A 24790-nucleotide genomic window follows, 5' to 3' on the forward strand; every position below is an offset into this window, starting at 1 on the left:
CGCCCCCCCGCTCCTTTTGGCGCGCGGGGGCTTTTTGCGTGCCTGTCGCTGGGCACATGGTCGGGGTTGCATGTCCGGCCCGGAGGAGGTTGCCATGGATGCTTCCGTCATGCTGCACTCGTCGCTGGAACAGGCCGCCATCCCCGGAACCCTGCCCGACGGCGCCCCCGTGCGGACGCTTGCGCACGGGGCGGTGGGGGACGTGGCGCGCCGGGCGGGCGCGAGCCTGCGTCAGACGGAAATCGCGGCGCTGGAACTCGGACTGATTCCGGAGCGCTACCTGCGCAACTTCTCCACGCTGGATTGCGCCGCCCAGGCCCGGCTGCTGCGCGCCCGCGTGGCCCTGGTGGGGCTGGGCGGACTGGGCGGACACATCCTGGAAGGGCTGGCCCGGATGGGGTTTGGGCGCATCCGGATGGCCGACCACGACGTGTTCGAGCCCACCAATCTGAACCGCCAACTGCTCGCCACCGAAGCGGATCTCGGCACGCCCAAGGCGGACGCCGCCGTGCGGCGCATGGTGTTGGTGAACCCGGCCGTGGAACCGGAAGTGTGGCGGGACCGGCTGGAAGGGCAGGACTTCGCGCGGTTCTATGCGGGCGCGGATGTAGCCATCGACGCGCTGGGGGGCGTGACGTTCCGCCCTGTGGCCGAGGCCGGGGCCGCCGCCGCGGGCGTGCCGCTGATCGCGGCCAGCGTGGCCGGGTGGACGGCCATGGTGGCCACGGCCCTGCCGGGCGAGCGCGGGCTGGCCGGGATGTTCTTTCCGCACGGTCGGGCCGCAAGCCCCCCTGCGGAAGACGTGCTGGGGTGCCAGCCCCCGGCCCTGCTCGTGGCGGCGGGACTGGCGCTTTCCGAGGCGGTGCGGCTGGCGCTGGGCCAGCCCCCCCGGCTGGGCGGCCCCGGCGGCAGGATGGCCGTGGTGGACCTGGCGGCGGTCAGTCTCGACCGCCTGTCTTTGCGGGAGTAGGGGGCTAGTGGCGTCGGCTGGCCGTGATGCGCCAGCAGGGAGGGGCGTGACCGCTATGCCTCCGGCGGCATGTCTGGCACCGCGTTGCGCGCGGTAAGCTGGCGCAGCGCGTCCAACTGTCCGGCGAAGCGATAGTAGAACTTCACGTCGTTGCCCAGCACGTTGCCCATGCGGGCGGCGTGCACGTTGCCGATGCCCACCCCCGACATTTGATGATGTACGCAGGACACCAGGCCGCAGTACACCACCTCGAAGCCGTGCAGGCACAGGTCCAGGTCGTGGGCGATGTCGTCCATCTGCGAGGGCGAGAAACGGATATCGAAGTCGCGCACCGTATCCAGGGCGGCGCGGCTGAACACGTGGCAGCAGCCCATGACGTTGGCCGTGGGCCGGATGTAGTCGTAGAACCCGCCGTCGTAGTTGATGTTGGGCGTGTCCAGGCTGATGCGCAGAAGTCCCGGCTGGGCCACGGACACGGTGCGATGGAGGTACTGCAAGCGGCGCGGCGCGCCGGGAAAGACCGTCTTGGCACCCGCCACCCCGGCGCGCGGGTTGGCCCGCAGCACCGAGACCAGCGCGGACAGCCAGTCGGCGGGCACCTCCACGTCGTCGTCCAGGAAGGCCACGAAGGCCGCCTCCCGCCCGCGCGGGGTGTGCAGCAGCCAGTTGCGCGCCGCCGGTGCCCCCACGTTGACGGGCAGGTCGATGATCTCCATGCGCCCGCCGAACAGGCTGGCGTTCAGCCCCGCCGCCATCTCCGACGAGCCGTCGGAACAGCCGTTCAGCAGCAGGACGACGGATGCCCCGCCCGTGTCCGACGCCGCCAGAGAACGCAGGGTCTGCTCCAGCAGGTCGCGCTTGTTGTAGGAATACAGGAAGATGGCCACGGGACCGGCGGATGGGGCCAAGGCGTCCGGCAGGGGGACGAAAGGGTGCTCCAGTTCGCGCAGGCGCAGTCCCACGGGTATCTGCATGGGGTCCAGGCGCAGCGAGGTCCGGTAGAAATCCATGCCCGCCGCGCGGTCGCCGGTGCGCACGGCCAGTTCCGCCGCGCAGTTCAGCCAGCCGGGATCGCCCGTGCCCGCTTCGCGCGTGCGGTCGCGCAGTTCCAGCGCCATGGCGTCGTTGCCATGCAGCATGCACGCCCGGAACCGCTCCCGGTCCAGCAGGTCGCGCAGCAGGGGCGGGCAGCGCAGGCCGTCGTACCAGCCGTCGCCGGGCACCAGCCCCAGTTGCAGGTCCAGATGCAGCAGGCGGTCGGCCACGGCCACGGAAAACGGCATGTCGCGGAACAGGCGCAGCAGCAGGTCGCGCGCCTCGGCCGGGGGCTGGTTGGAGGTCTGTTCCACCCGTTGCCGCAAGGGGTCGGGGATGCGTACCTTGGCCAGGGCCCGGTGCAGGGGGGTGTCCTCCGGGGTGGAGTCCACCCGGGCGGCCAGGGCGGCGGCTTGCTCGTCGAACGGGTGCAGGCGGGCAAAGGTGCGCACCAGCCAGCGCAGCCAAGCCACCTGGCGGGGCGTTGCAAGCCCGCCGGGTTCGGCGGCCAGCCGGTTCAGGTAGCTGACGCAGACCGGTGCGTCGAGCAGGAAATTGCCAAGATGGTTGCGCAAGTGGTCGATGGCGTCATCGGCGGTCAGCGCCTCCAGTTCCGTCTGAAGGCCGGGGGCAAGATACCTGTAGTGCATGGCATTTCCGGCGTTGCGTGGGTGGCAGGTTTTTCGGGCCGCGCCGGAGAAAGCAAGTTCCGCGCCAGAGGCGATGCGGCACATGGTGCCGCGCGGGCCGGTGGGCAGGCCCCCGGCCCGTGGCGCGGCCCCGTTCCGCCTGTTCCGCCTGTTCCCCCTGTTCCGGTGGACGCGGAGATATGTGTCGCGTGCGGAGCTACCTGCCGCCCTTGTGCTTGCGCTGGCGCACCGCCCCCCAGACCTTGGCCCACTCCTGTTCGTAGGTGGAGCGGGCGGCCTGTTCGGCCCGTTCGCAGGCGGCGCGCGCCGCCTGCTTCGCGCCGTCCGCCTCCGGGGCGGCGCAGCCCTGTTCGTCGCGGCAGGCGGCGGCCAGGCGCGCCATGGCCTCGTCCATCTGCCGTTCCAGCATCGCCAGGTATCCAGCCTCGTCTTCCATGGTACCTCCCGGACCGCCTTGCGGCAGCCCCCATGGCGGCGTTCCGGCGCACGCCCGGTGGTGACCGGTCGCGTCCGGACGCAGGTTGCGCCCGCCTGCGGCAATTCCCAACGAAACCTTTCCGGAGCACCCCCAGCGATACTCCATGTCCCTGCATACGCGCATCGGGTTGTTCCGTCCACGCGGTCCGGAACAGGGACGGGTGGCTCGCGGCAGCAGGGGAGGGGGCACGCCCGTGAGCGAGGCCATCCACGAGAACGAAGGGCAGGGAACGCGTTCCCTGCCCTTCGGCGTATTCCTGACGGGTGTGGTCCGGAGAGGCTAGATATCCGCCCCGATCTTGTGCATGGCCACCATGCCGCCCTGCACGTTGACGGTGTTGGTGACGCCCAGTTCCTTGAGCATTAGCTGCGATTCGTAGGCGCGCAGGCCGGTGTTGCACACCAGCACCACGGTGCGGTCCTTGGGGATTTCCGCGATGCGGTCGTGGATTTCCTCTTCGGGGATGGCGTTCCACTGGCCGGGGTACTTTTCGGCCAGGGGCTGCGAGTTGCCGATGAGCCGGGTGTCGATGAAGCACACGGTGTCGTTGTCGGCGCGCTCGTTCCACAGCCGCTCGAACTCTTCGGGGTCGATGACCTGGCAGCGGCCTTCCAGGATGTTCTCGGCCACGTTGCCCGCCACGTTCAGGATGTCCATGGCCGAGGCGAACGGCGGCGAGTACACGATTTCGGCGTTGCTGACGTCCTCGATGGTGGGCTTGTCGGCCAGCAGGGTTGCCACGGCGTTGATGCGCGCGGTCAGCGCGTCGCCCAGGGTGGACACGCCCTGGATGCCCAGCACCCGGCGGGTGGGCTTTTCCACCACCAGTTGCAGCGACATGATGGTCTTTTCCGGGTAGAAGTGCGCCCGGTCGAACTGCTCCACGTGCACGTTGATGGCGTCGAAGCCTTCGCGCAGGGCGGTTTCGATGGTCAGGCCCGCGCCACAGGCCGAGATTTCGAACAGCTTGACCACCCAGCTGCCCACCGCGCCGGGGAAGGTGGCGTCGCCCCCGGCCAGGTTGGTGCCCACCACGCGGCCCTGGCGGTTGGCCATGGACCCCAGCGGGAAGAAGCCGGGCTTGCCGGTGATCAGGTTGGGGATGGTCACGCAGTCGCCGCCGGAATAGATGTCCGGGTCGCTGGTCTGCATGCGGTCGTTGACGATGAGCGCGCCGCGCGGGTCGGCAGCCAGCCCCGCCTCCCTGGCGATGGCCGTGTTGGGCGACACCCCGGCGGCCATGATCACCAGTTCCGCGTCGATGGTGCGCTTGTCGGTGACCACGCGGGCCACCGCGCCGTCCTCGCCTTCCAGCCGCACCACCTTCTCGCCGGTCAGCACGGTGACGCCGTTCTTCTCCAGGTCGTGGCGCACCATGCGGGTAAGGGTGGAGGACAGAAAGCCCGGCATGAGCCGGTCGGTCAGCTCCACCACGGTCACGCCGATGCCCCACATGTCGGCCAGCGCCACGGCCATTTCCAGGCCGATGAACCCGCCGCCCACGATCACCGCGTTGCTCACCGTGCCCGCGGCCACGGAATTGCGGATGAATTCCGCCTCTTCCAGGTTGGTGGCGGCGGTGACGCCCGCAAGGTCCAGCCCTTCCACGGGGGGGCGGTTGGCCCGGCTGCCCAGCGCCAGCACCAGCTTGTCGTAGTGCAGGGTCTGCTTTTCGCCCGTGCGCAGGTGTTCCACCAGCACGGTCTTGGCCGCGCGGTCGATGGACACGGCGCGGGTTTCGGTCAGCACGTCCACGTCCTTGTTGATGCGGAAGAATTCGGGGTCGCGCACCACGTTGTAGGGGGTGGCTTGCAGCGCGTCGATGTTGTTGACCTCGCCCGAGACGAAATAGGGGATGCCGCAGCCGCCGTAGGAAATGCGCGGCGACTGGTCGATCATGGTGACCTTGGCGTCGGGTTCGAGGCGCTTGAAACGACAGGCGGCCTTGGGGCCAAGGGCCACGGCCCCGATGACGACGACGTGCTTGGGCATGCTGGAAACCTCCGTGGGCTGCGCGCGCCGATGGCGGCGCGGGGTGCGGCGCGCGGCACGGGGTCGCGCGTCTGTTCGGGCTTGCGCGGGCGTCAAGATGGCCCCGCGAAATCAGGGTGATTCCACGAAAATCAGGCCGACGGCGTGAAATACCCCACGCGAGTGGGGTTATTGCCTACCGTCTGGGTATGATTTAGGCGCTTTCGCGCCGCGTGGCAAGGTCTGCGTGTACTTACTGCAAGACCGGGGCGAAGAAAAGTGCGGGCTGGCGGTGACGGGCCGGGATGCGGGCGCCACGGGCGCGGGGAGCCCGGACGGGAAGCGATGGAAAGGGGCGGGAGAAATGGGCGGGAAGGAGGCGGCGTGCCGCGCGCGGCGGTCGGAAAACGGCAAAAGGAAAGGCGTGCCGCTCCGGATATCCGGGAGATTCCGCGCTCTGCGCCGGGATCTCTGCTGCACGCCTGTTAGGGATTTTCGTCGGTTTCCCTATTCATCGGGGGCAACTCGCTTTGCCGTTATGGGGGTAAATTTCTGCCAGAACAGTCCTCCGATGGCGTTCCTTCGCATCTGACCCCTGTCGCGTTCCGTGCGTCGTGCCGTGGCTCGGCCGGGCTCCGCCTGCTTCCGGCGCAGGCTGCGAGCGCTCTGTGCACTGGTTGCGGATCTCGCGACGCCCTCGGCGCCGCTGCGTACTCCGGCGGAATTCCGGCCCACTGGCTAGGCCGATCTCTTTCGCCGGTGACTAAACCCTAGCCGCGAGCGGGCCGACTGTAAAGGGGGTATGTCGTTGCGGCGACAATGTTGCAACGAGTTCGTGGCGTATTTCTGCATGCCGCAACATGGCGCACCCATTGATGGAGTTGGATATGCGCATGCGAATATGCCGCAGCGTGAGAATGTTGCAGTTGCAATGTGCCGTAAGGAAAGGATATTTTTTGCGAAAAAAGTTTATCAACGAATCTGGATGGTTGAGAAACGCATGGTGGTGCTGCGTCGTTGCATGTCATTGTGCGCCCGCACGATGCATGGTCGCGCCGCATGCGTGGCGAGTCTGAGTGCAGCGGGCGAAAGGGCGTGCAGGCAATGCCCTGACTGCTCCGCCTGACCGCCCCACCTGCCGCCCCACCTATCGCCTGACGCGGGGCTGCCCTTGTCAGTTCAGCCGGTCCGATTCCATCTCCGGCCAGGGGCAGCCTGCATCGTCGTCCGTATCGCCGCCCCCACTGTTGGCGCCGCCCTTGACCGCGCCCTTGACCGCGCCCTTGACCGCGCCCTTGACCGCGCGCTGGCCGCAGGGGCGCAGGTCGCGCTCCCAGTCGATGCGCGCGGCGATGGCCGTCACCAGGTCGTCCAGCCCCTGCCGCGTGGCGGCGGACAGGGTGATGGCGTCGGGGTGCGCCCCGTGCAGGGCGTCGCGCGTGTCCTCGTCCAGGGTGTCCCACTTGTTCAGCACCAGCAGGCGCGGCACCTCGTGCAGTTCCATGTCGGCGAGGATGGTGTCCACCGCGCCCAACTGGCGGTCCAGTTCCGGGTGGCCCGCGTCGGCCACGTGGATCAGCAGGTCGGCCGCCTCCAGTTCCTCCAGCGTGGCGCGGAAGGCTTCCAGCAGTTCCTTGGGCAGGTTGCGGATGAAGCCCACGGTGTCGGCCAGGATCAGTTCCCGCTCGTGCGGAAAGCGCAGGCGGCGGGTGGTGGGGTCCAGCGTGGCGAACAGCTTGTTCTCGGCCAGCACTTCGCTGTTGGTCAGGGCGTTGAGCAGGGTGGACTTGCCCGCGTTGGTGTAGCCCACCAGCGAGGCCAGCGGCACCCGCTGCTTGGCCCGCCGGGCGCGGGCGTAGGCGCGCTGGCGGCGCAGCGCTTCCAGTTCGTCCTTGATGCGCCCGATGCGGTCGCGGATGCGGCGGCGGTCGGTCTCCAGCTTGGTTTCGCCGGGGCCGCGCCCGCCGATGCCGCCCATCAGGCGGTCCATGGCGCGGTTCTTCCCCACCAGCCGGGGCTGGGTGTACTTCAGCTGGGCCATTTCCACCTGCAACTTGCCCGCGCGGGTGGTGGCGTGCTGGGCGAAGATGTCCAGGATCAGCTGGGTGCGGTCCAGCACCTTGCGCTCGGTGACGTCGGCCAGGTTGTGCAACTGGGCCGGGGACAGCTCGCCGTCGAAGATGATCATGGTGGCGTTGCCCTGCAGGGCCAGCACCTCCAGTTCGGCCAGCTTGCCCTTGCCCAGGATGAACTTGGGGTTCAGGGAGGGCACGCGCTGGATCAGGGTGCCCGCGCAGCGCACCCCGGCGGTGCGGGCCAGTTCGGTCAGCTCGGCCAGATTCAGTTCCTGCAACGGGCGGGGCGCGGTGGACACGCTGACCAGCACGGCGGCGGGGCCTTCCGCCTCGGCGGCCAGGGCGGCGGTGTGGGCCATGTGCTCGGCATGGCTGCGGCCCTGCGGTACGGCCCCGGCCGCGTTGCCCGATGCCCCTCCGCCGGCGCCTCGACCGCCGGAGCCACGGGCGGGGGCCACCGCGCGGGCGTCGCCGGCGGCGCGGGCCATTTCCTCTTCCAGCGCCTCCACCTGGGCCGCCACGTCGGTATCCACGCGGTCCCAGGGTTGGGCGGGATGCACCCGGTAGGGCTTGCCGTCCACGGGTTGGGGCAACAGATGGGCCTGCTGGAAGGTCAGCGGCTCGCCCCATTCGTTGACGGTGAGCACCCCAAAGCCGTCCAGGCGCAGGAACAGCAGGTCCATCAGGTCTTCCTGCGAGAGCAGGTCCGGCCCGAGGTGGGTGTGCAGCAGGCGCAGGCCGCGCAGGCGGCCGGAGCCGGTGCGGGCGCGGGGCAGTTCCGGAATGGTGATGGCCCCGGTGTCGCCCACCAGCACCATGGCCACGCGGCCCTGCCGGTCGATGAGCACGGCCACCTGCCGCCCCACGCTGCGGGACAGGGCGGCCAGTTCGCGGGCCTGCTCGTGCGAATAGCCCCCCACGGACGGGAAGCGGCGCTGGTACAGGCGGGTCAGGGCCTTGACGTGGCTGGGCTTCAGCCCCTGGATGTTGCCGAGAACCTTGGCGATGGGAGTGCTCCTGCGCTGGCGGAATGGAAACAGGGGCGCGCGGGCGGCCGCCCGGCGCGAGAGGGCATCATACGCGGAAGGGACGGCGCGGGGAAGCGGGACGGGAGGACTGTTCCGCCGCAACCCGGCAGCCCCCGGCGGGCCGCCACATGACAAAACCGGGCGCCCTTGCGGACGCCCGGTCGGCAGTGGAAACGGCAGAAACTGCCCCTAGCGGGCGGCTGCGGCCAGGTAATCGGCGATCATCCGGTCGTAGGCCGCCGTGGCGGCAAAGGTGAGCACCGACATCTCGCGCCGGAACTCCAGCCCCACGCGCATGGAATTGGCGCGCATCTCGTCCATGGCCCGCCCGTAGTACGCGGGCGAGGGCAGCACGAGGATGGAGTGGTAGTTCTTGGCCGCGGCGCGCAGCATACAGGGGCCGCCGATGTCGATTTCCTCCACGGCCTGCCTGAGGTCCAGCCCCTTGGCCGCCGCGGTGGCGAAGTCGTACAGGTTCACGCAGATCAGGTCGAACGGGGCGATGCCCAGTTCGCGCAGCGTGGCCACGTGCTCGGGGTTGTCCTTGTCGGCCAGCACGCCGCCGTGGATGTGCGGATGCAGCGTCTTCACCCGGCCCCCGAGGATTTCGGGAAAGCCGGTCACGCGGCTTACGGGGGTGACCTTCAGGCCCGCGCCTTCGAGCATGCGGCGCGTGCCGCCGGTGGAGACGAGTTCCACGCCGTTGCCCGCCAGGAAGGCCGCGAAGTCGGCCAGGCCGCTCTTGTCCGTGGCGCTCATGAGCGCCCGTTTGATGGGCAGGAACTCCATGCGCACTCCTTGTGTCGCGTAATTGTTCACTAGCCAGTGCCAGAAGACGCCCGTCAGTGCAAGGGTATGAGCGATCCGCGCCGCGTTGCGGGCCGGACCGCAATGCGGTTGCGCGCGCCAGGAGCGCGCCGGGACTAGGGGGCCTTCGTGCGGGTTCCCGCTGGCGTTGCCTGACGTGGATGCTCCGTAACGAGTGCCGCAGGGGCGCGGCGTGCGGTCATGCACAGGAAGACGCCGCCAAGGATGGCCAGGGAACTGGCGGCCAGCCGGGCGGTGACCGCCTCGCCCAGGAACAGCGCGCCTCCGGCGGCGGTGATGGGCGGCACGCACAGTTGCACCACGGCGGCCGTGGTCACGGACAGGCGCGCCACCACCGCGTACCACAGCACGTAGCCCACGGCCGAGGCCAGCGCCCCGGCGGCCACGGCATACGCGACGCCCGGCCCGGAAGGGAGCCCGTCGCCGGCCAGCAGGGGCAGCAGCAGGGCGCACGGGGCGGCCCGCAGGAAATTGCCCGCCGTGGCGGCAAGGGGATCGCGCGCCGTGCGCCCGCGCACCGAATAGACGCCCCACGCCGCGCCCGCCACGAAGATGACCAGCGCCCCGCCCAACGGCGGCGCGGAGAGTCCCGGCAGCACCAGCGCCACCAGCCCGGCCAGGGCAAGGCCCAGGCCCAGCCCCTGCCGCCTGCCGGGCCGCTCGCCCGCCAGCAGGCCCAGGCCGAACATACTCCCCTGCACGGCCACGGCGATGACCAGCGTGCCCGCGGCGGCGGGCAGGTCCACGTAGGCCCATGAGAAACAGGCCATGTACGCCAGCAGGGCCAGCGCGGCGGGCCAGTCGCCCGCGCGCCACAGGGCGGGCAGGCTGCCGGGCGTGCCCGGCGTTTCCCGCGTGCGCGGGCTGTCCCGTGCGTCCGGCCCGTCCGGTGATCCGTCCGGTTCCCCCGGCCTGCCGGGACCATTCGGCCACGCGGCCAGCGCCAGGCGTCCGGCGCACAACGCCCACAGCAGCAGGGCGCCCGATCCCACGCGGATGGCCGTGTAGCTGGCCGGGGCCATCTGCGCGTCCAGCAGGGCAAGGCGGCAGAGCACCGAATTGGCGGCGAAGAAGACCATGGACAGCAGGGTCCGGACAAGGAGGGTCATGCGGAAAACCTTGGGGCATGCGGCCGGGAGGCACCGGCGCGTGGGAAGGGCTGCCGCGACGGGTACAGGGTAGCGGCCAACGGCGGGCGTGTCATCCGTGACCCGGGCGCGCGCCGCGCCGTTGTCCCGGTGCGGCGATGGGGCCGGGCTTGCCGCCCGCGTGACTACTCGTCTCCGCCCTTCATCTTGCGGAAAATGGTGCTGCGGTCCACGCCGAACTGCTTGGCCACCTCGGCGATGGTGCCGTAGCGGGCCAGGGCCTGGCGCAGCACGCGGCCTTCCAGTTCGCGCATGATGTCCTTGAAGTTGCGGCCCTCGATGTCCACGCCGGTTGCCGTGTCGGGGCAAGGGCTGGCCTTGGGCGGCGCGGGGCGGACGAAGGGCAGGTCGCGCGGTTCGATGGCGGTGCGCTGGCAGGTGACCACAAGGCCCTGGATCAGGTTTTCCAGTTCGCGCACGTTGCCGGGCCAGTGGTGCTCGCGCAGGGCGTCCTCCGCCTCCGCCGACAGGGTGAGACGGCGGCGGTACTTGGCGCAGTAGAACTTCAGGAAGCCCTGCGCCAGGGGCACGATGTCGGCCTTGCGCTGGCGCAGCGGGGGAATGCGGATCACCGCCACCTTCAGGCGATAGTACAGGTCGCTGCGGAAGCGCCCCTCGCGCACCTCCTTCTCCAGATCCTTGTTGGTGGCGGCCACGATGCGCACGTCCACCCGGGCGGAGGTGGTGGAGCCCACGCGCATCACCTCGCGGTCCTGCAACAGGCGCAGCAGGCGCGACTGCATGGGCATGGGCAGTTCGCCGATCTCGTCGAGGAACAGGGTGCCCCCGGCGGCGGCCTCGACGAGGCCCATCTTGCCGTGCCGGTTGCCGCCGGAAAAGGTGCCCGGCGTGTAGCCGAACAGTTCCGTCTCGATGAGGTTGGCGGGAATGCTGGCGCAGTCGGCCTTGATGAACGGCTTGCCCGCGCGCGGGCTGGCGGCGTGCAGGCGGCGGGCCAGCACGTCCTTGCCCGTGCCCGTGTCGCCCAGCAGCAGCACCGTGGCGTCGGTTTCCGCGATGCCTTCCAGCTGTTCGCAGATCCTGCGCATGACCGAGCTGTGCAGCATCACCGGGTAGTTCTCGGTGCGTTCGGGGCTTGCGCTGCTCAGGCTCTGGAAGGCGTCCAGCAGTTCCTTCTGCGAGGCCAGTTCGCGCTTCAGTTCCATCAGGGTGGTCACGTCGCGCATGAAGGTGACCACGTAGACCACCTCGCCGTCACGGTCGAGGATGGGGCTGCCGTCGAGGAACAGCTTGCGGCCGGTGGAGATGTTCTGGATCGAGGTGGTGCCCTGGCGGGTCTTGACGATCTCGGGGTTGAGCACCACGTCGAACACGCCGTGGCGCATCATTTCGATGGCGGACTTGCCGAGCAGGTCTTCCCTGGGGATGCCGGTCAGTTCGCTGTGCCGCCGGTTGAGGTACACGATGGTCCCCGCGCGGTCGGTGATGCAGATGGCGTCCTTGAAGGTGTCCAGCAACTGGTCGAGGTATTCCGAAAGCATGTCGCTCCCTTGGCGAAGGGATCGGCCGCCCTTCCGCCCGAGGGCCGAAAGGGGCGCGGCCGGGAGTCCGGGGACGGCGGTTCCGCTTCGCCATGGGACTGGTATAGGGCAAGGCCGGGGTGAAGGAAAGGCGGGCGCGCCCTGCACGGGCCGACATGCGGGGCGCGCCCGCCCCACGGGTGTCCTTCCGGCTGCGGGTTTTGCCGTAAAGGGGCCGTAACAGGGTCGGAAAGGGGCCGGGCATGCGCGTCGCTTCGCATGCCCGGCCGACGGATCACATGACGGCTGGGCCGTGGGTGCCATTCGGCGCGGGGCCGCCATCCCGGCGTTGCGGCCCCCGCCGCCACGGGGCTGTCTAGCCGCCAAGACCGCCCATGCAAGTGTACTTGATCACCGTGTAGTCATCGAGGCCGTGGCGCGAACCTTCGCGGCCCATGCCGCTTTCCTTCACGCCGCCGAAGGGGGCCTCGCAGGTGGAGATGAGGCTTTCGTTGATGCCCACCAGGCCGTATTCCAGCGCCTCGGACACGCGGAAGGCGGCGCCCAGGTCGCGGGTGTAGGCGTAGGCGGCCAGGCCGAATTCCGTGTCGTTGGCCATGGCGATGGCCTCGGCCTCGGTTGTGAAGCGGAACACCGGGGCCAGCGGGCCGAAGGTTTCCTCCTTGGCGAAGGCCATGGCCGGGGTGGCCCCGGCGATGACCGTGGGCTCGAAGAAATTGCCGCCCAGGCTGTGCCGGTGACCGCCGCAGACCAGCGTGCCGCCCTTGGCCAGGGCGTCCTTGACCTGCGATTCCACCTTGGCCAGCGCCTTGCCGTCGATGAGCGGGCCCTGGGTCACGCCCTCGTCCAGGCCGCTGCCCACCTTCAGGCCGGAAACGGCCGCGGCCAGCTTCTGCACGAACAGGTCGTACACGCCTTCCTGCACGTAGAAGCGGTTCGCGCAGATGCAGGTCTGGCCGGTGTTGCGGTACTTGCTGGCCATGGCCCCAGTGATGGCGAGGTCGATGTCCGCGTCGTCGAAGATGAGGAACGGCGCGTTGCCGCCAAGCTCCATGGACACCTTCTTCACCGTGGAGGCGCACTGGCGGATCAGTTCCTTGCCCACTTCGGTGGAGCCGGTGAAGCTCACCTTGCGCACGGCGGGGTTGGAGGTCAGTTCGCCGCCGATCTCGCGGGCCGAGCCGGTCAGCACGTTGAACACGCCCTTGGGCACGCCCGCCTGCTCGGCCAGCCCGGCCAGGGCCAGGGCGGAATAGGGGGTCTGGCTGGCGGGCTTGATGATCACCGGGCACCCGGCGGCAAAGGCCGCGCCCACCTTGCGGCCGATCATGGCCGTGGGGAAGTTCCACGGGGTGATGATGCCCACCACCCCCACCGGCTCGCGGGTGACCAGGATGCGCTTGCCCGGCCACGGCGCGGGCACCACGTCGCCGTACATGCGGCGGGCTTCCTCGGCGAACCAGCGCAGGAAGCTGCACGCGAAGCCGATTTCGCCGCGCGCCTCGGGCAGGGGCTTGCCCTGTTCCAGGGTCATCAGTTTGGCCAGGTCTTCCTGGTTCTGCATGATCAGGTCGCGCCAGCGCAGCATGATGTCCGCGCGCTGCAACGCGGTCATGGCGCGCCATGCGGGCCAGGCGCGGGCGGCGGCGGCGATGGCGCGGGCGGTTTCCGCCTTGCCGCACGCGGGCACGGCGCCCAGCAGGGCGTCGTTGGCGGGGTTGTGCACGGGAAGGGTGGCGCCGTTGTCGGCCCCGACCCACGCGCCGTCGATGTAGCATGCCTGACGCATCAATTCGGGATTGCTCAACATGTTCGCTCCTTTCAGGTTCCGGATGCTTCGGAGGCCGGTGCGGGACGGAAGGGGGGCGTCGCGGCCCCAGTCCGTGGGGTCCGTGGTTATTCGGTCACCTTGTACACGGCGTTGCAGTCCTCGCGGCCGAGCCCGGCGGCGCTGGCGCGCCGGAAGGTTTCCAGCGCGGCGGACATGGCCGGGATCTTCATGTCCCAGGCGGCGGCCATCTCGCAACCCAGCCGCACGTCCTTCAGGGCGAGGTCCAGGCCGAAGCGGTTGGCGTAGTCGTCGGCGGCGATCCACGGGCCGCGCACGTCCATCTGGAAGCTGCGCGCCCCGGTGTCCTGCAACAGCGCGATGAGCGCGCCGCGCTCGATGCCGGCCTTTTCGCCGATGCGCAGGCCCTCGGCCAGCACGGCAAGGTTGGTCATGCCCACCATGTTGCTGATCAGCTTGACCGCGCACGAGGCCGCCACGCCGCCCATGTAGTAGGCCTGGCTGCCGATGATGGGCCAGATCTCGGCCAGGCTGTCGAACACGGCCCGGTCGCCGCCGACGAACATGGGCTCCTCGGCCTTTTCCGCATGGGCGGGCGTCTTGCCCAGGGTGCATTGCAGGAAGGCGCAGCCCCTGGCCTTGGCGGCGGCCTCCAGTCTGGCCGAGGTCTGCGGGTCGATGGTGCTCAGTTCCACGTGGATGGCGCCGGGCTTCAGGCGTTGCAGCAGGCCGTTTTCGCCCAGCATCACCCCTTCCACGTGGGCGGGCAGGGGCAGGCTGGTGAACACGAGGTCGCAACCGGCCAGGTCGGCCAGGTCGGTTGCGGCGCGGCCCGTGGGGCCGGCGCCGACGGCACGGGCCACGGCTTCGGCGCTCAGGTCGTAGACCAGCACGTCCTTTCCGGCCCGGATGAGGTTGCGGGCCAGCCCTCCTCCCATGAGTCCTGCGCCGACGAATCCGATATGCATGACGTTTCTCCTTGGCGGGTAGTGCCCACGCGGTGCGCGGGCCCGGTTTGACGTTGCGTCCGTGGCGTTCCCCGGATCGGGGCCAAGTGGGCCAAAAGGGGCCGGGGGACGGCACGGGCGAAAAGAGCCGCTATGGACTGGAAACGATGGCGGGCCGCCGTCCACCCGCCCGTCGGATGGAGGGATGGGGGGACGGACGGGCGGCCTACCACCACTTGATGCGTTCGGTCACGTACTCGCGCAGCCGGACGAACTCGGGGTCGTCGTACTGGCGGGGGCGGGGCAGGTCCACGATGACCTCTTCCTTGATGGTCGAGGGCTTGGGCGACAGGATCAGGATACGCTCCGCGAGGTAGATGGCCTCTTCGATGTTGTGGGTGATGAAGGCCACGGTGCTGCCCAGTTCCTTCCAGATGCGGATCAGCTCGTCCTCCAGGTAGTAGCGCAGCTTCACGTCCAGCTGGCCGTAGGGCTCGTCCATCAGCAAGAGGTCCGGGTTGATGGCGAAGTTGCGCGCGATGACCACGCGCTGCTCCATGCTGGCGGAAAGCTGCTGCGGGTAGTAGGTGCGGTATTTGCGCAGGCCCACGATGTCGAGCATGCGTTCGGTGCGCTGCTCTATTTCGGCTTCCGGCAGGCGCTTGATGCGCAGGCCGAAGCGGATGTTGTCCTCCACCGTCAGCCAGGGGATGGCGGAAACCTCCTGGAACACGAAGGCGATGTTGTGGATTTCCGGCGATGCGGGCACGCCGTCCACCAGGATGGACCCTTCGGTCATGGGAATGAACTGCGAAAGACAGTTCAGGAACGTGGTCTTTCCGCAGCCCGTGGGCCCCACGATGCACAGCAGTTCCCCCTGGTAGATCTCGAAGTTGATCTTATCGAGCACCAGCAGGTCGCCGTAGCACTTGGTGAGGTTTTCCACCTGCACCTTGATCTTGCGGTGTTCGGCGTAGGGATGGTTGGCGGCAGTCTCCATGACATGTCTCCTATAGGGAAAGGTCCGTGGCGTTGGAGATCTGCTTTCTGTAGGTGAGAAAAGCAGGGTCGGTGTAGTTGCGCGGCGAGGGGATGTCGATGGCGTATTCCGCCTTGACCCTGCCGGGCAGCACGGACATGACCAGTATCCTGTCCCCCAGGTAGATGGCCTCTTCGATGTTGTTGGTGACGAAGATGACCGTGCGCTTGTCCTTTTCCCAGATGGAGCGCAGGTCCTGCTCCATGGCGTAGCGGGTCTGGGCGTCCAGCGCGCCGAAGGGCTCGTCCATGAGCAGGATGTCCGGGGCGTTGGCGTAGGCGCGGGCGATGCCCACGCGCTGCTTCATGCCGCCGGAAAGCTGTTCCGGGTAGGCCTTCTCGAAGCCCTTCAGCCCCACCAGGTCGATGTAGCGGTGGGCGATCTCCAGCCGTTCCTTCGCGGACACGCCGCGCACGGCCAGGCCGAAGGCCACGTTGTGCTCCACGGTCTTCCACGGCATCAGGGCGTAGCGCTGGAAGACCATGGCCCGGTCCGGTCCCGGCCGGGTGACCGGCGTGCCGTCCAGCAGCACCTGCCCGGCGGAGGGCTCGATGAGCCCGGCGATGCAGTTGAGCAGCACGGTCTTGCCGCACTGGCCCGGCCCCAGGACGACCAGGAATTCGTTCTCGCGCACCGTCAGGGACACGCGGTCGAGAACCAGCAGCCGCTGGTCCTGCCCCGGCACGTGAAATGCCTTGGACAGGTCGCGGCATTCGATCTTGGCAGTCTGTTCCGTCATACCAGTTCCCTCCGCCAGGGGCACAGCGCCCGTTCCGCCCAGCGCAGCGAGGCCGCCAGCAGCGACCCCACGATGCCGATCAGGATCATGCCCACGAGGATCATGGGCGGCCGGTTCAGGTCCATGCCCTGGATGATGATGAACCCCACGCCCTCGCGCGCGCCCACCAGTTCCGCCGCCAGCACGCACATCCAGGCCATGGACAGCGCGTTCTGCAACCCGGCGAAGATGGAGGGCAGGCAGGCGGGCACGGCCACGTTGAAGAACTGCTGCCGGCGCGAGGCCCCGAACGAGCGGGCCGCGTCGATGAGCAGCGGGTCCACGTAGCGCATGCCGGTGTACGAGTTCAGCACCAGGATGACGAAGGAACCCACGAAACAGATGAACACCTTGGAGCCTTCGGCCACGCCCAGCCACAGGATGGCGATGGGTATCCACGCGATGGGCGGGATGGGCCGCAGCAGTTCGAAGATGGGCGAGACGATCTTCTCGCACGTCCGGTTCCAGCCCATGCACAGGCCCAGCGGCAGCCCCAGCACGATGGCCCACAGGTAGGCGGTGAGCACGCGCCTGAGGCTGTAGCCCACGTGGGCCAGGATGTCCTTGCCGCCCACGGGGGTGTGGAACAGGCGCACGGCCTCGTCCCAGACGCGGCCGGGAGAGGGGAGGAAGTCGGGGTTGGTGTACAGCGAGACCACCTGCCAGAACACCACGAAGGCCAGCAGCGATCCGGTGGTGAGCGCGGCGGGCATCAGCCGCTTGCCGAGTCGACCGATCATGAGAGCCTCCGGGAGGATGCGAAGCGGGCCTCGATCCTGGTCAGCCCCCACGACATCAGCGCGCCCAGCAGGCCGATGGCCAGCATGCCCACGATGATGATGTCCGGGCGGGCCAGCCTGCGGCCGAGCTGGATCATGTAGCCAAGCCCCTGCGAGGCGGCCAGCAGTTCGGCCGCCACCAGGGTGGTCCACGCGGCGTTGAGCGACAGCTTGATGCCCGTGAACACCATGGGGATGGCCGAGGGCACGCCGATCTTGCGGAAGGTTTCGAAATTGGAGGCGCCGTAGATCCGGGCGACGCGGATCAGCACCGGGTTGGTCAGGCGGATGCCCGTGTACGAGTTGATGACGCAGGGCACGAACGCCGCCAGAAAGATGATGAACGCCTTGGCGTGGATGCCGATGCCCAGCCACAGGATGGCGATGGGTATCCAGGCGATGGGGGGTATGGGGCGCACCGCGTCGAACAGCGGGCGCACCAGCAGGTTGACCGGCTTGTACCAGCCCATCAGCAGCCCCAGCGGCACGCCGATGCACACGGCGGCCCCGAACCCGGCCAGCGCCAGCGACAGGCTGGCCCAGGCGTGCTGCTGCAACAGCGCGCCGTCGGGATTGGGCTCGGACAGCTTGCCCACGAAGACGCCGAGGATCTCGGACGGGGGAACCAACTGGTAGGGTCCGACGATCTCGAACCGGCAGATCAGTTCCCAGATGATCAGGAAAAGGATCAGGCTGACGACGGATATCCAGTGTTCACGGGCGGCGGCGGCCAGGTAGCCGGTCTTTTCCACCTCCAGCGATACGGGGCTCGGTGCGTCGTCTGTGCGTGTCTGCATGCTAGACTCCTGTCACACGGCGGGAAGGGGGGCGACAGGGCTCCATGCCGGGCGGGACCTGTCGCTCGGGGCGTCGCGTCGTCCTCCGAAACTGTTATCCGGCGGAACCGTCCTCCGGAACCGGAACCGTCCTCCGGCGGCATGCGCCGGAGGACGGAGGAGGTTGCGTCGCTACTTCGCCGCGGCGCGGCGTTCGGCCAGCTTCTTCATGAACGACGGGTCGATCCCGTAGTTGCTCTTGACGTAGCGGTCGTATTCCTTGGCGGTGATGCGGCCCTGGGTGAGCATGAACTTGGCCACGCCGTCCATCCACGCGGCGGTCTTGGCCGGGTCTTCAAGCAGGCGCACCTGTTCGTTCACGTCGTACAGGGGGCGGTACTTGAATTCCTTCTCCACCTGGTCGCGGGTCAGTTCCAGGCCGCAGTACCCGGTGAAGTAGTTCAGCAGCGGGTCCACGCTCTTGCCGGGCTCGTTCTTCATCATCTCGATGCCGCGCATGTACACGTCCAGCCAGTCCACCACGAGGTCGGGGAACTTTTCGGCGAAATCCTTGCGCACGCCGATGCCGCCCAGGATGACCACCCCGGCCTTCTGGCCCGAGGAGACCTTTTTCCAGCCCTTGGCCTCTGCGATGTAGCTGAACGGAGCCCACAACTGGATCACGTCGCCCTCGCCCGCATTGAACGCGGTGACGGCCTGGCCCTGCTCCATGTGCACCAGCGAGACGTCGGTGTCCTTCAGGCCCAGCGCGGCGAGGGTGGCGGTGAGGGCGTAGTGGCCGGTGGACACGGTGGTGGCCAGCACCTTCTTGCCCTTCCAGTCGTCGGGGCTGCCGTAGACGTCGGGGTACTTGGGGTTGGCGCCCTTGTTCTTCAGCAGCGGCGAATCGGGGCGCACCCACAGGTCGTTGGTTTCCGATTCATCGTTGGAAATGCCGATGAACTTGTAGCCGTAGCGCATGCTGGCCATCATGGTCGGCAGCGCGCCCATGGCTCCCACGTCCCACTGGTCCGCGGCCAGCGCCTCCACCTGGGGAGCGCCCGAGGCGAAGAGCATGAAGGTGTTGGTGAACGGGGCGCTGGCGAGCCAGCCGGCCTTTTCCGCGTACCACAGCGGCATGCCGTGCAGGCAGGGCTGCGCGCTGGTGCGGATCTCGGGCTTGTCGGCCGCGTGCGCGGCCAGGGGGGAGAAGGCGGCGACCATGAATGCGCCGGCAAGAAGAAGGGCAAGGAGAATGGCTGGACGTTTTTTCATGTGCGACCTCGCTGTTGCTGTTCCGTGAAAGTGTCACTGAAGCCGGGAACGGAGCCGTTTGACACAGGAAAACGCTGTCATTTCGCCGTGAAACCACCATCGAGCATGATCGTTTGTCCGGTGACGTACGATGATGCGTTGCTTGCGAGGAATATGGCCAGGCCGTGCAGGTCCTCCATGCGGCCGTTGCGGCCAAGGCAGGTCTGGGCCGCATGGCGGGCCACGGCGTCCGGGTCGTCGAACACCGGCGCGGTGAGCGCGGTGGGGAAGAAACCGGGGCCGATGGCGTTGCAGGTGATGCCGTACGGTCCCCACGCCTGGGCCATGGCGCGGGTAAGCTGCACGATGCCGCCCTTGGCCGCGCCGTAGGGCGCGCTGTGGGGCATGGCCCGGTAGGATTGCAGGGACGCTATGTTGATGATGCGGCCCCAGCCGCGCTCGCGCATGCCGGGGGCCAGCGCCTGGACCAGGAAGAACGGCGCGGAAAGGTGCAGGTCGATCTGACGCCGCCAGGTTTCGGGGGTGATTTCCTCGAAGGGCTGGCGCAGGTTGACGCCCGCCGCGTTGACCAGGATGTCCACCCGGCCCAGCAGGTGGCGGGCCTGCGCCGCGGCGGCGGCGATGGCGGCGGGGTCGGCGAGGTCGGCGAGGTCGGCGGAAAGGGTCAGGGCTTCGATGCCGAGGGCGGCCAGCCGGGCCGCAGCCTCTTCCAGTTCGGGCCGGCGGCGGGCCAGCAGCAGCACGCGCGCCCCGGCAAGACCCAGCGCGGTGGCCATGGCTTCGCCCAGGCCGGAATTGCCGCCGGTGACCAGCGCGGTCCTGCCGGTGAGGCCGAACATTTCAGGTACGGGGGACGATGCGGGGGCGAGGGGGCGGCCGGGAGGGGTCATGGTGTGCCTCCCGGCGGGAGGCGCCATGGAGTGCAGGAGCCGGTGTGAGGCCGCATGGCGCGGGGCATGCCGTTTCCGCCAATGCCATCCGCATGCGCCGTGAAACATGCATCGCCCGTATGGCGTGACGCCGCATCATGTCCGTACATGCGGGCATCCTGCGGCATGCCGCGACATACCATGGATGTTGCGTAATGGGAACGGCAGGCACTTTCCGTCATGAAGACTCCGTGTCTCGCACCGTTACATGCATGTTGGCTTGTATGACCAACCAGTTGTTCTCGGCATGTCGGGAATACCATGACTGCTGCAATGGAAAACGTACAGGCAGTGCGCAGTGAGAAAAGAGCAAGAATGGTGCCGTTTGTGAATGATTGGGCGAACGAATAATTTGATTGAATGGTCACTCTTTTTTGGAGTGTCCTGCGGGCATAATATTCTTGAATTACATGTTTTATTTTTCCGCTGTGCACGGGGTGCCCGCGCCGTGCCGTGGAGTTTCGGGTCCGGGTTCGGGCCTGGCCGGATTCCGAGGTATAAGCAATAATGAAATCTATTCTTGATAGAGTGCTAACCATGCGAAAAAGAGAACAAGAAGAATGCCACAAAAGAGCCAACCACAGCGGGATTTTTATGTCTTATATATGATGCAAAAAAACAACGCCATTTGGAATGTACAAATTGACATTATATATCGCAAGGATATCGCGCCATGCCGCGATTGGCGTTGCAGAAATGCGCCGCCACGGGTGGCCGGTTGTGCCGATTTGCACTGTTCCGTACGAACGGCGCGGAAAAAGGCATCCCGAAAGGGATGCCGGAGGGGATGCGGGCACGGAAGGGGGCTGGATTGCGGGACTGCAAGACTGGGGGCGGAGCGCGGGCCAGGGCGGAGGGGAACGGCCGGGCGGCTCCGGACTCAGCGGGCCAGGGCCACGCTCCGCAACCGGTTCAGGGTGCCGTCCGCCAGTTGCGCGCCGCCCATGGGAAAGGCCCGGCCCAGGAATTCGTACTTGGCCTGGCCCATGCGGTGGTAGGGCAGCAGTTCGTGCACCAGGTTGGCGCGCTTGGGCAGGAACCGGGCGATGGCCCGGATGTCGGCCTCGGTGTCGTTGAAACCGGGGATGACCGGGGTGCGGACGATGATGGGCAGGCTGGGAAACGCGGCGCACACGCGCAGGAAGTTTTCCAGGATGCGCTCGTTGCCCACGCCGGTGCCCTCCTTGTGCGTGTCCGTGGACAGGTGCTTGATGTCGAAGAGCAGCGAGTCCAGGTGGCGGCAGGCTTCCTCCAGCGCGTCGCCGTCGCAGTGGCCGCAGGTTTCCAGCACCGTGTTGACGTGCCTGCGCCGCGCCTCGCGCAGCAGCGCCACGGCGAAGTCCGGCTGCTGCATGGCCTCGCCGCCGGACAGGGTCATGCCGCCGCCGGACCGGGCATAGAACACCGCGTCCTGTTCCACCAGGTCCAGCACCTCGGCCACCGTGCGCGTCGCGCCGTAGACGGTCATGGCCCCGGTGGGGCAGGCCCGCGCGCAGAGCAGGCACCCCGAACATCCGGCATGGTCGATGGCCAGCAACCCCTCGATGTCGAAGATGCAGCTTCGGGGGCAGGCGGGAATGCAGTAGCCGCACACGGCCGGGGAAAGGCACTTGTAGCGGTTGAACGCGCGTTCCGGCTGCGGCCGCTGCGACTCCGGGTTGCTGCACCAGGCGCAGCGCAACGGGCACCCCTTCAGGAAGACCATGGTGCGGATGCCCGCGCCGTCGTGCAGGGAATACTTCTGCACGTTGAAGACGATGCCTGCCTGTTCCTTGTCCTGCATGAGGTGCCTCTTTCTGCGGCGGCGTGAAAGGGGGGAAGGCCCGTGCGTGCGAATGGCTAGGGGCTGTTTCTAAATTGTCCTTTCGTCCGCTGGCTTCGTCAAACTTCACCTGCCATTTCAGTCAAATACCAGAAGAGTACGCGCTGCGGTCGCCATCCGTAAGGCTCGCAAGCTCGCCTAACGGCTGCCGCACTCCTTCATGGCAGGCTCGTTTTCCTCGCCAGCGAACGAAAATCCTGATTTGGAAACAGCCCCTAGATGGCGTCGTGCTCGGTGCGGTTGATGACGTCGTCCTGAAGGTCGGGCGACAGGTCGCAGAAGTACGAACTGTACCCGGCGATGCGCACCAGCAGGCCCCGGTACCTGTCGGGGTTCGCCTTGGCCTTGAGCAGGGTTTCCCTGTTGATGATGTTGAACTGCAAGTGCCACAGCTTGAGGTCGCACCAACTGCGGATCATGTCCACGAGCTTGCGGGTGCCCGTTTCACCGGCCACGCAGCGGGGCGACAGCTTGATGTTCAGCAGGCGCGAGGCGCGGTTCTTCAGGTCTCCGTTCTTGGAGTTGTAGTTGGACAGCAGCACCGCCGTGGGGCCGTTGCGGTCCGCGCCGTGCGAGGCGGACGAGCCGTCGGACAGGGCCGTCCACGCCTTGCGCCCGTTGGGCGTGGCGCTGACCACCTTGCCGAAGGGCACGTGCGAGGTGATGGGCACGTAGCGCACGTCGCAGTTGATGCCGCGCACCTTGGAGTACGTTTCCGCGAAGACCTGGGTCATGCGGTCCACGTCCCTGGCGATGGCGTCGGCGTAGGGCAGGTTGTTGCCGTAGCAGGGGGCCGACTGCATCAGGGCGCGCAGGGGTTCGTAGCCTTCGAAGTCGTTCCGCAGCGCGGCCACCAGGTCGGCCATGGCCACCTTCTTTTCCTCGAAGACCAGCTTCTTCACCGCCGCCAGCGAATCCACCACCGTGCCGTAGCCTAGGAATTCGAAGTACGAGAAGTCCACGCCGCCCGCGATCTTCGGCGATTGCAGGTCCTTGCAGTCCTCCACGCACAGGTCGTGCAGCACCGAGGCGAAGGGCGAGGCGAAGTGCAGCGGCCGCAGGCAGTCCACCACGTACTGCTGGGTGAAGGCCTTGGACAGCAGGTTCATGTGCTGGGCCTTGTAGGCTTCCCAGAACTGCTCCCAGGTGGCGAAGGTGGCGGGGTCGCCGGTTTCCGGGCCGATCAGGTCGTCCTGCCCGTATTTCAGCATCCGCCCGTTGTGCATGGTCATTTCCATGGCCGTGGCGAAGTTGATGTACACGCAGCCGGAGGTGTAGGTGTCGCGGTTGGGCATGCGCGCCTCGGTGCAGCCCGACACGGCGTAGTCTAGGGCGTCGCGGAAGGGCGCGCCCTTGGCCACGTACAGCGGAATCACTTCCTCGTCGTTGATCAGCTTGGGGAAGCCGGAGCCGTCCTTGATGGTTTCGGCCACCTCGTACAGGAAGCGTTCCGGCGAGCGGGAGTGGATGCGGGCGGCCAGGTCCGGGTAGTTCAGCGGGAATTCGCGCTTGGAACGCAGGAACAGGTAGGTCAGGTCGTTGGTGGCGTCGTGGCCGTCCGGGGTCTGGCCGCCGATGGTCACGGCCTCCCAGTGGGCGTAGCCTTCGTTGAATTCGTTGCCGGTGGGGTTGATGTACAGGTCGATGAACTGGGCCATCTCCACCCACATGCACTCCAGAAGCTCCATGGCGTCTTCTTCGGTGATGCGGCCCTCGGCAAGGTCTTTCGCGTAGTAGGGGTGGAAGTACTGGTCCATGCGCCCGTTGGAGATGATGGCGCTGGATTTCTGCTCGATGCGCGAGAACATCTGCACGAACCATTGCGATTGCACGGCCTCGTGAAAGGTGCGCGCGGGATGGGCGGGCACGTGCTCGCAGATGGCGGCAAGGAGCAGCAGTTCCCGCTTGCGCGCGGGGTTCCTTTCGGCGGCGGCCTGCGCGCGGGCGAGGCCGGCGTGGCGCCCGGCCCAGATCATGAAGGCGTCGCACACGATGACCATGGCTTCCAGGAAGGGCTTCCTCTCCCGGTTGTCGATGGGGCTGTCCGGGTCCAGCCGCGCCATGCGGGCCAGCATTTCGGCCTTGATGTCCAGCATGCCGCGCGAGAGCACCTTTTCGTAGTCGTGCACCCATTGCAGGGCGGAACGGTAGGACGAGGTTTCGCTGACCACGAACTTGGACTTCAGGCCAGAGGCGTCGGTGTAGGTGACGTTGCGCAACTCTTCGGGCAGGGCGCCGTTGAGATGCTCGTGGTAGGTCCTGCCTTCCCAGTAGGGGGCGATTTCGTCGAGGATGATGGCGATGTCCGCGTCGGAGATGCGGAACGGGCTCTTGGCGCGGTTCGGCAGGTCGCGCATGACCACGCCGTAGAAGTCGCCGTCGATTTCCGGGTACAGGATGCCGTAGCGGCCGAACTGCCCGGCCCGGCCCGCGATGAGTTGGCCGGGAGTGATGTACACGGTCATCTTCTCGGCGCAGTTCTTCAGGGCCTTGGCCCAGCGCAGGGCCAGCAACTGGCCCTCGGTGGCGCGCATGGACTCGGTGAAGTAGCGGGCGCGCTCCACGTCGATGAACGGAACCTGGTACTGGAAGGTTTCGAGAATGGAGTAGACGCGCTCGCGCCCGGTCCTGTCCGGTTCCGGGTTCTGCAGGCGCACTTCCTGGGGGGACAGGCAGCAGGTGGTCATCAGGAGTCTCCCGGGGCATGGCCCGTGTGAGGTTGGCTGCGAATGCACGGCACATGCATGAACTGCGATGGCCTAAGCATCGAGCGTGCCACCTGTGGAAAGAAAGTTAATCCGGCGTATTGGAATTTTTTCATGACCGCGCGGCGAGCCGGGGCCACCAGACGGAACGTTGCAGAAATGCGACTTATGGAAATATTCGCGTTGTATTTCATGATGATGAATGTGATTGTGCATAATGACACAAGGCGGTGGCGTCGCAAAAATGCGCCGCCGGCTGCGGGCCT

The 24790-nt window shown here is 67.7% G+C and carries 18 protein-coding genes; 1 reads left to right on the forward strand and 17 read right to left on the reverse strand.

All coding sequences use genetic code 11. The features are described from left to right. Nucleotides 1-94: 94 nt before the first annotated feature. Nucleotides 95-970: a ThiF family adenylyltransferase gene (locus tag V6B97_RS03270; RefSeq protein WP_333505062.1), complete on the forward strand. Its 876-nt coding sequence runs from the start codon at nt 95-97 to the stop codon at nt 968-970. 53 nt (nt 971-1023) lie between these two features. On the opposite strand, the gene V6B97_RS03275 is transcribed toward V6B97_RS03270, so the two are convergent. The 17 genes from V6B97_RS03275 to hpsG all read right to left on the reverse strand — a co-directional run bounded on the left by V6B97_RS03275 (nt 1024) and on the right by hpsG (nt 24506). Further along, a complete protein-coding gene (locus V6B97_RS03275; RefSeq protein ID WP_333505063.1) occupies nt 1024-2655 on the reverse strand; it encodes a glycosyltransferase family 2 protein in 1632 nt (543 codons plus the stop codon). A 196-nt stretch (nt 2656-2851) separates the two neighbouring features. Further along, entirely contained in the window at nt 2852-3091 is a 240-nt protein-coding gene (locus tag V6B97_RS03280) for a hypothetical protein (protein WP_333505064.1), read from the reverse strand. Between the two features lie 321 nt (nt 3092-3412). Further along, nucleotides 3413-5125: an FAD-dependent oxidoreductase gene (locus V6B97_RS03285; RefSeq protein ID WP_333505065.1), complete on the reverse strand. Its 1713-nt coding sequence runs from the start codon at nt 5123-5125 to the stop codon at nt 3413-3415. Between the two features lie 1153 nt (nt 5126-6278). Further along, nucleotides 6279-8045: a GTPase HflX gene (gene hflX, locus V6B97_RS03290; RefSeq protein WP_333505126.1), complete on the reverse strand. Its 1767-nt coding sequence runs from the start codon at nt 8043-8045 to the stop codon at nt 6279-6281. A 351-nt stretch (nt 8046-8396) separates the two neighbouring features. Beyond that, nucleotides 8397-8996 (reverse strand): IMP cyclohydrolase, encoded by a 600-nt coding sequence (locus tag V6B97_RS03295; protein ID WP_333505066.1) that lies wholly within the window; start codon nt 8994-8996, stop codon nt 8397-8399. A gap of 134 nt (nt 8997-9130) precedes the next feature. After that, nucleotides 9131-10144: a DMT family transporter gene (locus V6B97_RS03300; RefSeq protein ID WP_333505067.1), complete on the reverse strand. Its 1014-nt coding sequence runs from the start codon at nt 10142-10144 to the stop codon at nt 9131-9133. A 164-nt stretch (nt 10145-10308) separates the two neighbouring features. Continuing rightward, the gene (locus V6B97_RS03305; protein WP_333505068.1) at nt 10309-11685 is read right to left on the reverse strand and encodes a sigma-54 interaction domain-containing protein; all 1377 of its coding nucleotides are present in this window, start codon (nt 11683-11685) and stop codon (nt 10309-10311) included. A gap of 355 nt (nt 11686-12040) precedes the next feature. Beyond that, the gene (locus V6B97_RS03310; RefSeq protein WP_333505069.1) at nt 12041-13495 is read right to left on the reverse strand and encodes an NAD-dependent succinate-semialdehyde dehydrogenase; all 1455 of its coding nucleotides are present in this window, start codon (nt 13493-13495) and stop codon (nt 12041-12043) included. A gap of 86 nt (nt 13496-13581) precedes the next feature. Further along, nucleotides 13582-14442 carry an NAD(P)-dependent oxidoreductase gene (locus tag V6B97_RS03315; RefSeq protein ID WP_333505070.1) on the reverse strand — a complete coding sequence of 287 codons (861 nt, stop codon included), beginning with the start codon at nt 14440-14442 and terminating at the stop codon, nt 13582-13584. A 205-nt stretch (nt 14443-14647) separates the two neighbouring features. Beyond that, a complete protein-coding gene (locus V6B97_RS03320; RefSeq protein ID WP_333505071.1) occupies nt 14648-15421 on the reverse strand; it encodes an ABC transporter ATP-binding protein in 774 nt (257 codons plus the stop codon). Nucleotides 15422-15431: 10 nt separating this feature from the next. Further along, nucleotides 15432-16199: an ABC transporter ATP-binding protein gene (locus tag V6B97_RS03325; RefSeq protein WP_333505072.1), complete on the reverse strand. Its 768-nt coding sequence runs from the start codon at nt 16197-16199 to the stop codon at nt 15432-15434. Then, on the reverse strand, nt 16196-16978 hold the full coding sequence (locus V6B97_RS03330) for an ABC transporter permease (protein ID WP_333505073.1): 783 nt from the start codon (nt 16976-16978) through the stop codon (nt 16196-16198). The genes V6B97_RS03325 and V6B97_RS03330 overlap by 4 nt, the downstream gene beginning before the upstream one ends. Beyond that, a complete protein-coding gene (locus tag V6B97_RS03335; RefSeq protein ID WP_333505074.1) occupies nt 16975-17814 on the reverse strand; it encodes an ABC transporter permease in 840 nt (279 codons plus the stop codon). Before V6B97_RS03335 ends, V6B97_RS03330 begins: the two co-directional genes overlap by 4 nt. 171 nt (nt 17815-17985) lie before the next feature. After that, nucleotides 17986-19017: an ABC transporter substrate-binding protein gene (locus V6B97_RS03340; protein ID WP_333505075.1), complete on the reverse strand. Its 1032-nt coding sequence runs from the start codon at nt 19015-19017 to the stop codon at nt 17986-17988. Nucleotides 19018-19145: 128 nt separating this feature from the next. Then, on the reverse strand, nt 19146-19958 hold the full coding sequence (locus V6B97_RS03345) for an SDR family NAD(P)-dependent oxidoreductase (RefSeq protein ID WP_333505076.1): 813 nt from the start codon (nt 19956-19958) through the stop codon (nt 19146-19148). A gap of 919 nt (nt 19959-20877) precedes the next feature. Further along, a complete protein-coding gene (gene hpsH, locus V6B97_RS03350) occupies nt 20878-21780 on the reverse strand; it encodes a (2S)-3-sulfopropanediol dehydratase activating enzyme (RefSeq protein WP_333505077.1) in 903 nt (300 codons plus the stop codon). Nucleotides 21781-22034: 254 nt separating this feature from the next. Beyond that, nucleotides 22035-24506 carry a (2S)-3-sulfopropanediol dehydratase gene (gene hpsG / locus V6B97_RS03355; RefSeq protein WP_333505078.1) on the reverse strand — a complete coding sequence of 824 codons (2472 nt, stop codon included), beginning with the start codon at nt 24504-24506 and terminating at the stop codon, nt 22035-22037. Between the last annotated feature and the right edge of the window lie 284 nt (nt 24507-24790).

The sequence above is a fragment of the Nitratidesulfovibrio sp. 1201_IL3209 genome, assembly GCF_036763125.1.
Taxonomy (GTDB): Bacteria; Desulfobacterota; Desulfovibrionia; order Desulfovibrionales; family Desulfovibrionaceae; genus Cupidesulfovibrio.

What these genes read in the sequence shown, in the direction of transcription:
- V6B97_RS03335 (WP_333505074.1), bottom strand. Translation starts at nt 17,814, where the DNA reads ATGCAGACACGCACAGACGACGCACCGAGCCCCGTATCGCTGGAGGTG.
- V6B97_RS03280 (WP_333505064.1), bottom strand. Translation starts at nt 3,091, where the DNA reads ATGGAAGACGAGGCTGGATACCTGGCGATGCTGGAACGGCAGATGGAC.
- V6B97_RS03310 (WP_333505069.1), bottom strand. Translation starts at nt 13,495, where the DNA reads ATGTTGAGCAATCCCGAATTGATGCGTCAGGCATGCTACATCGACGGC.
- V6B97_RS03325 (WP_333505072.1), bottom strand. Translation starts at nt 16,199, where the DNA reads ATGACGGAACAGACTGCCAAGATCGAATGCCGCGACCTGTCCAAGGCA.
- V6B97_RS03345 (WP_333505076.1), bottom strand. Translation starts at nt 19,958, where the DNA reads ATGACCCCTCCCGGCCGCCCCCTCGCCCCCGCATCGTCCCCCGTACCT.
- V6B97_RS03315 (WP_333505070.1), bottom strand. Translation starts at nt 14,442, where the DNA reads ATGCATATCGGATTCGTCGGCGCAGGACTCATGGGAGGAGGGCTGGCC.
- V6B97_RS03270 (WP_333505062.1), top strand. Translation starts at nt 95, where the DNA reads ATGGATGCTTCCGTCATGCTGCACTCGTCGCTGGAACAGGCCGCCATC.
- V6B97_RS03300 (WP_333505067.1), bottom strand. Translation starts at nt 10,144, where the DNA reads ATGACCCTCCTTGTCCGGACCCTGCTGTCCATGGTCTTCTTCGCCGCC.
- V6B97_RS03330 (WP_333505073.1), bottom strand. Translation starts at nt 16,978, where the DNA reads ATGATCGGTCGACTCGGCAAGCGGCTGATGCCCGCCGCGCTCACCACC.
- V6B97_RS03320 (WP_333505071.1), bottom strand. Translation starts at nt 15,421, where the DNA reads ATGGAGACTGCCGCCAACCATCCCTACGCCGAACACCGCAAGATCAAG.
- V6B97_RS03275 (WP_333505063.1), bottom strand. Translation starts at nt 2,655, where the DNA reads ATGCACTACAGGTATCTTGCCCCCGGCCTTCAGACGGAACTGGAGGCG.
- hpsG (WP_333505078.1), bottom strand. Translation starts at nt 24,506, where the DNA reads ATGACCACCTGCTGCCTGTCCCCCCAGGAAGTGCGCCTGCAGAACCCG.
- V6B97_RS03285 (WP_333505065.1), bottom strand. Translation starts at nt 5,125, where the DNA reads ATGCCCAAGCACGTCGTCGTCATCGGGGCCGTGGCCCTTGGCCCCAAG.
- V6B97_RS03340 (WP_333505075.1), bottom strand. Translation starts at nt 19,017, where the DNA reads ATGGTCGCCGCCTTCTCCCCCCTGGCCGCGCACGCGGCCGACAAGCCC.
- V6B97_RS03295 (WP_333505066.1), bottom strand. Translation starts at nt 8,996, where the DNA reads ATGGAGTTCCTGCCCATCAAACGGGCGCTCATGAGCGCCACGGACAAG.
- V6B97_RS03305 (WP_333505068.1), bottom strand. Translation starts at nt 11,685, where the DNA reads ATGCTTTCGGAATACCTCGACCAGTTGCTGGACACCTTCAAGGACGCC.
- hpsH (WP_333505077.1), bottom strand. Translation starts at nt 21,780, where the DNA reads ATGCAGGACAAGGAACAGGCAGGCATCGTCTTCAACGTGCAGAAGTAT.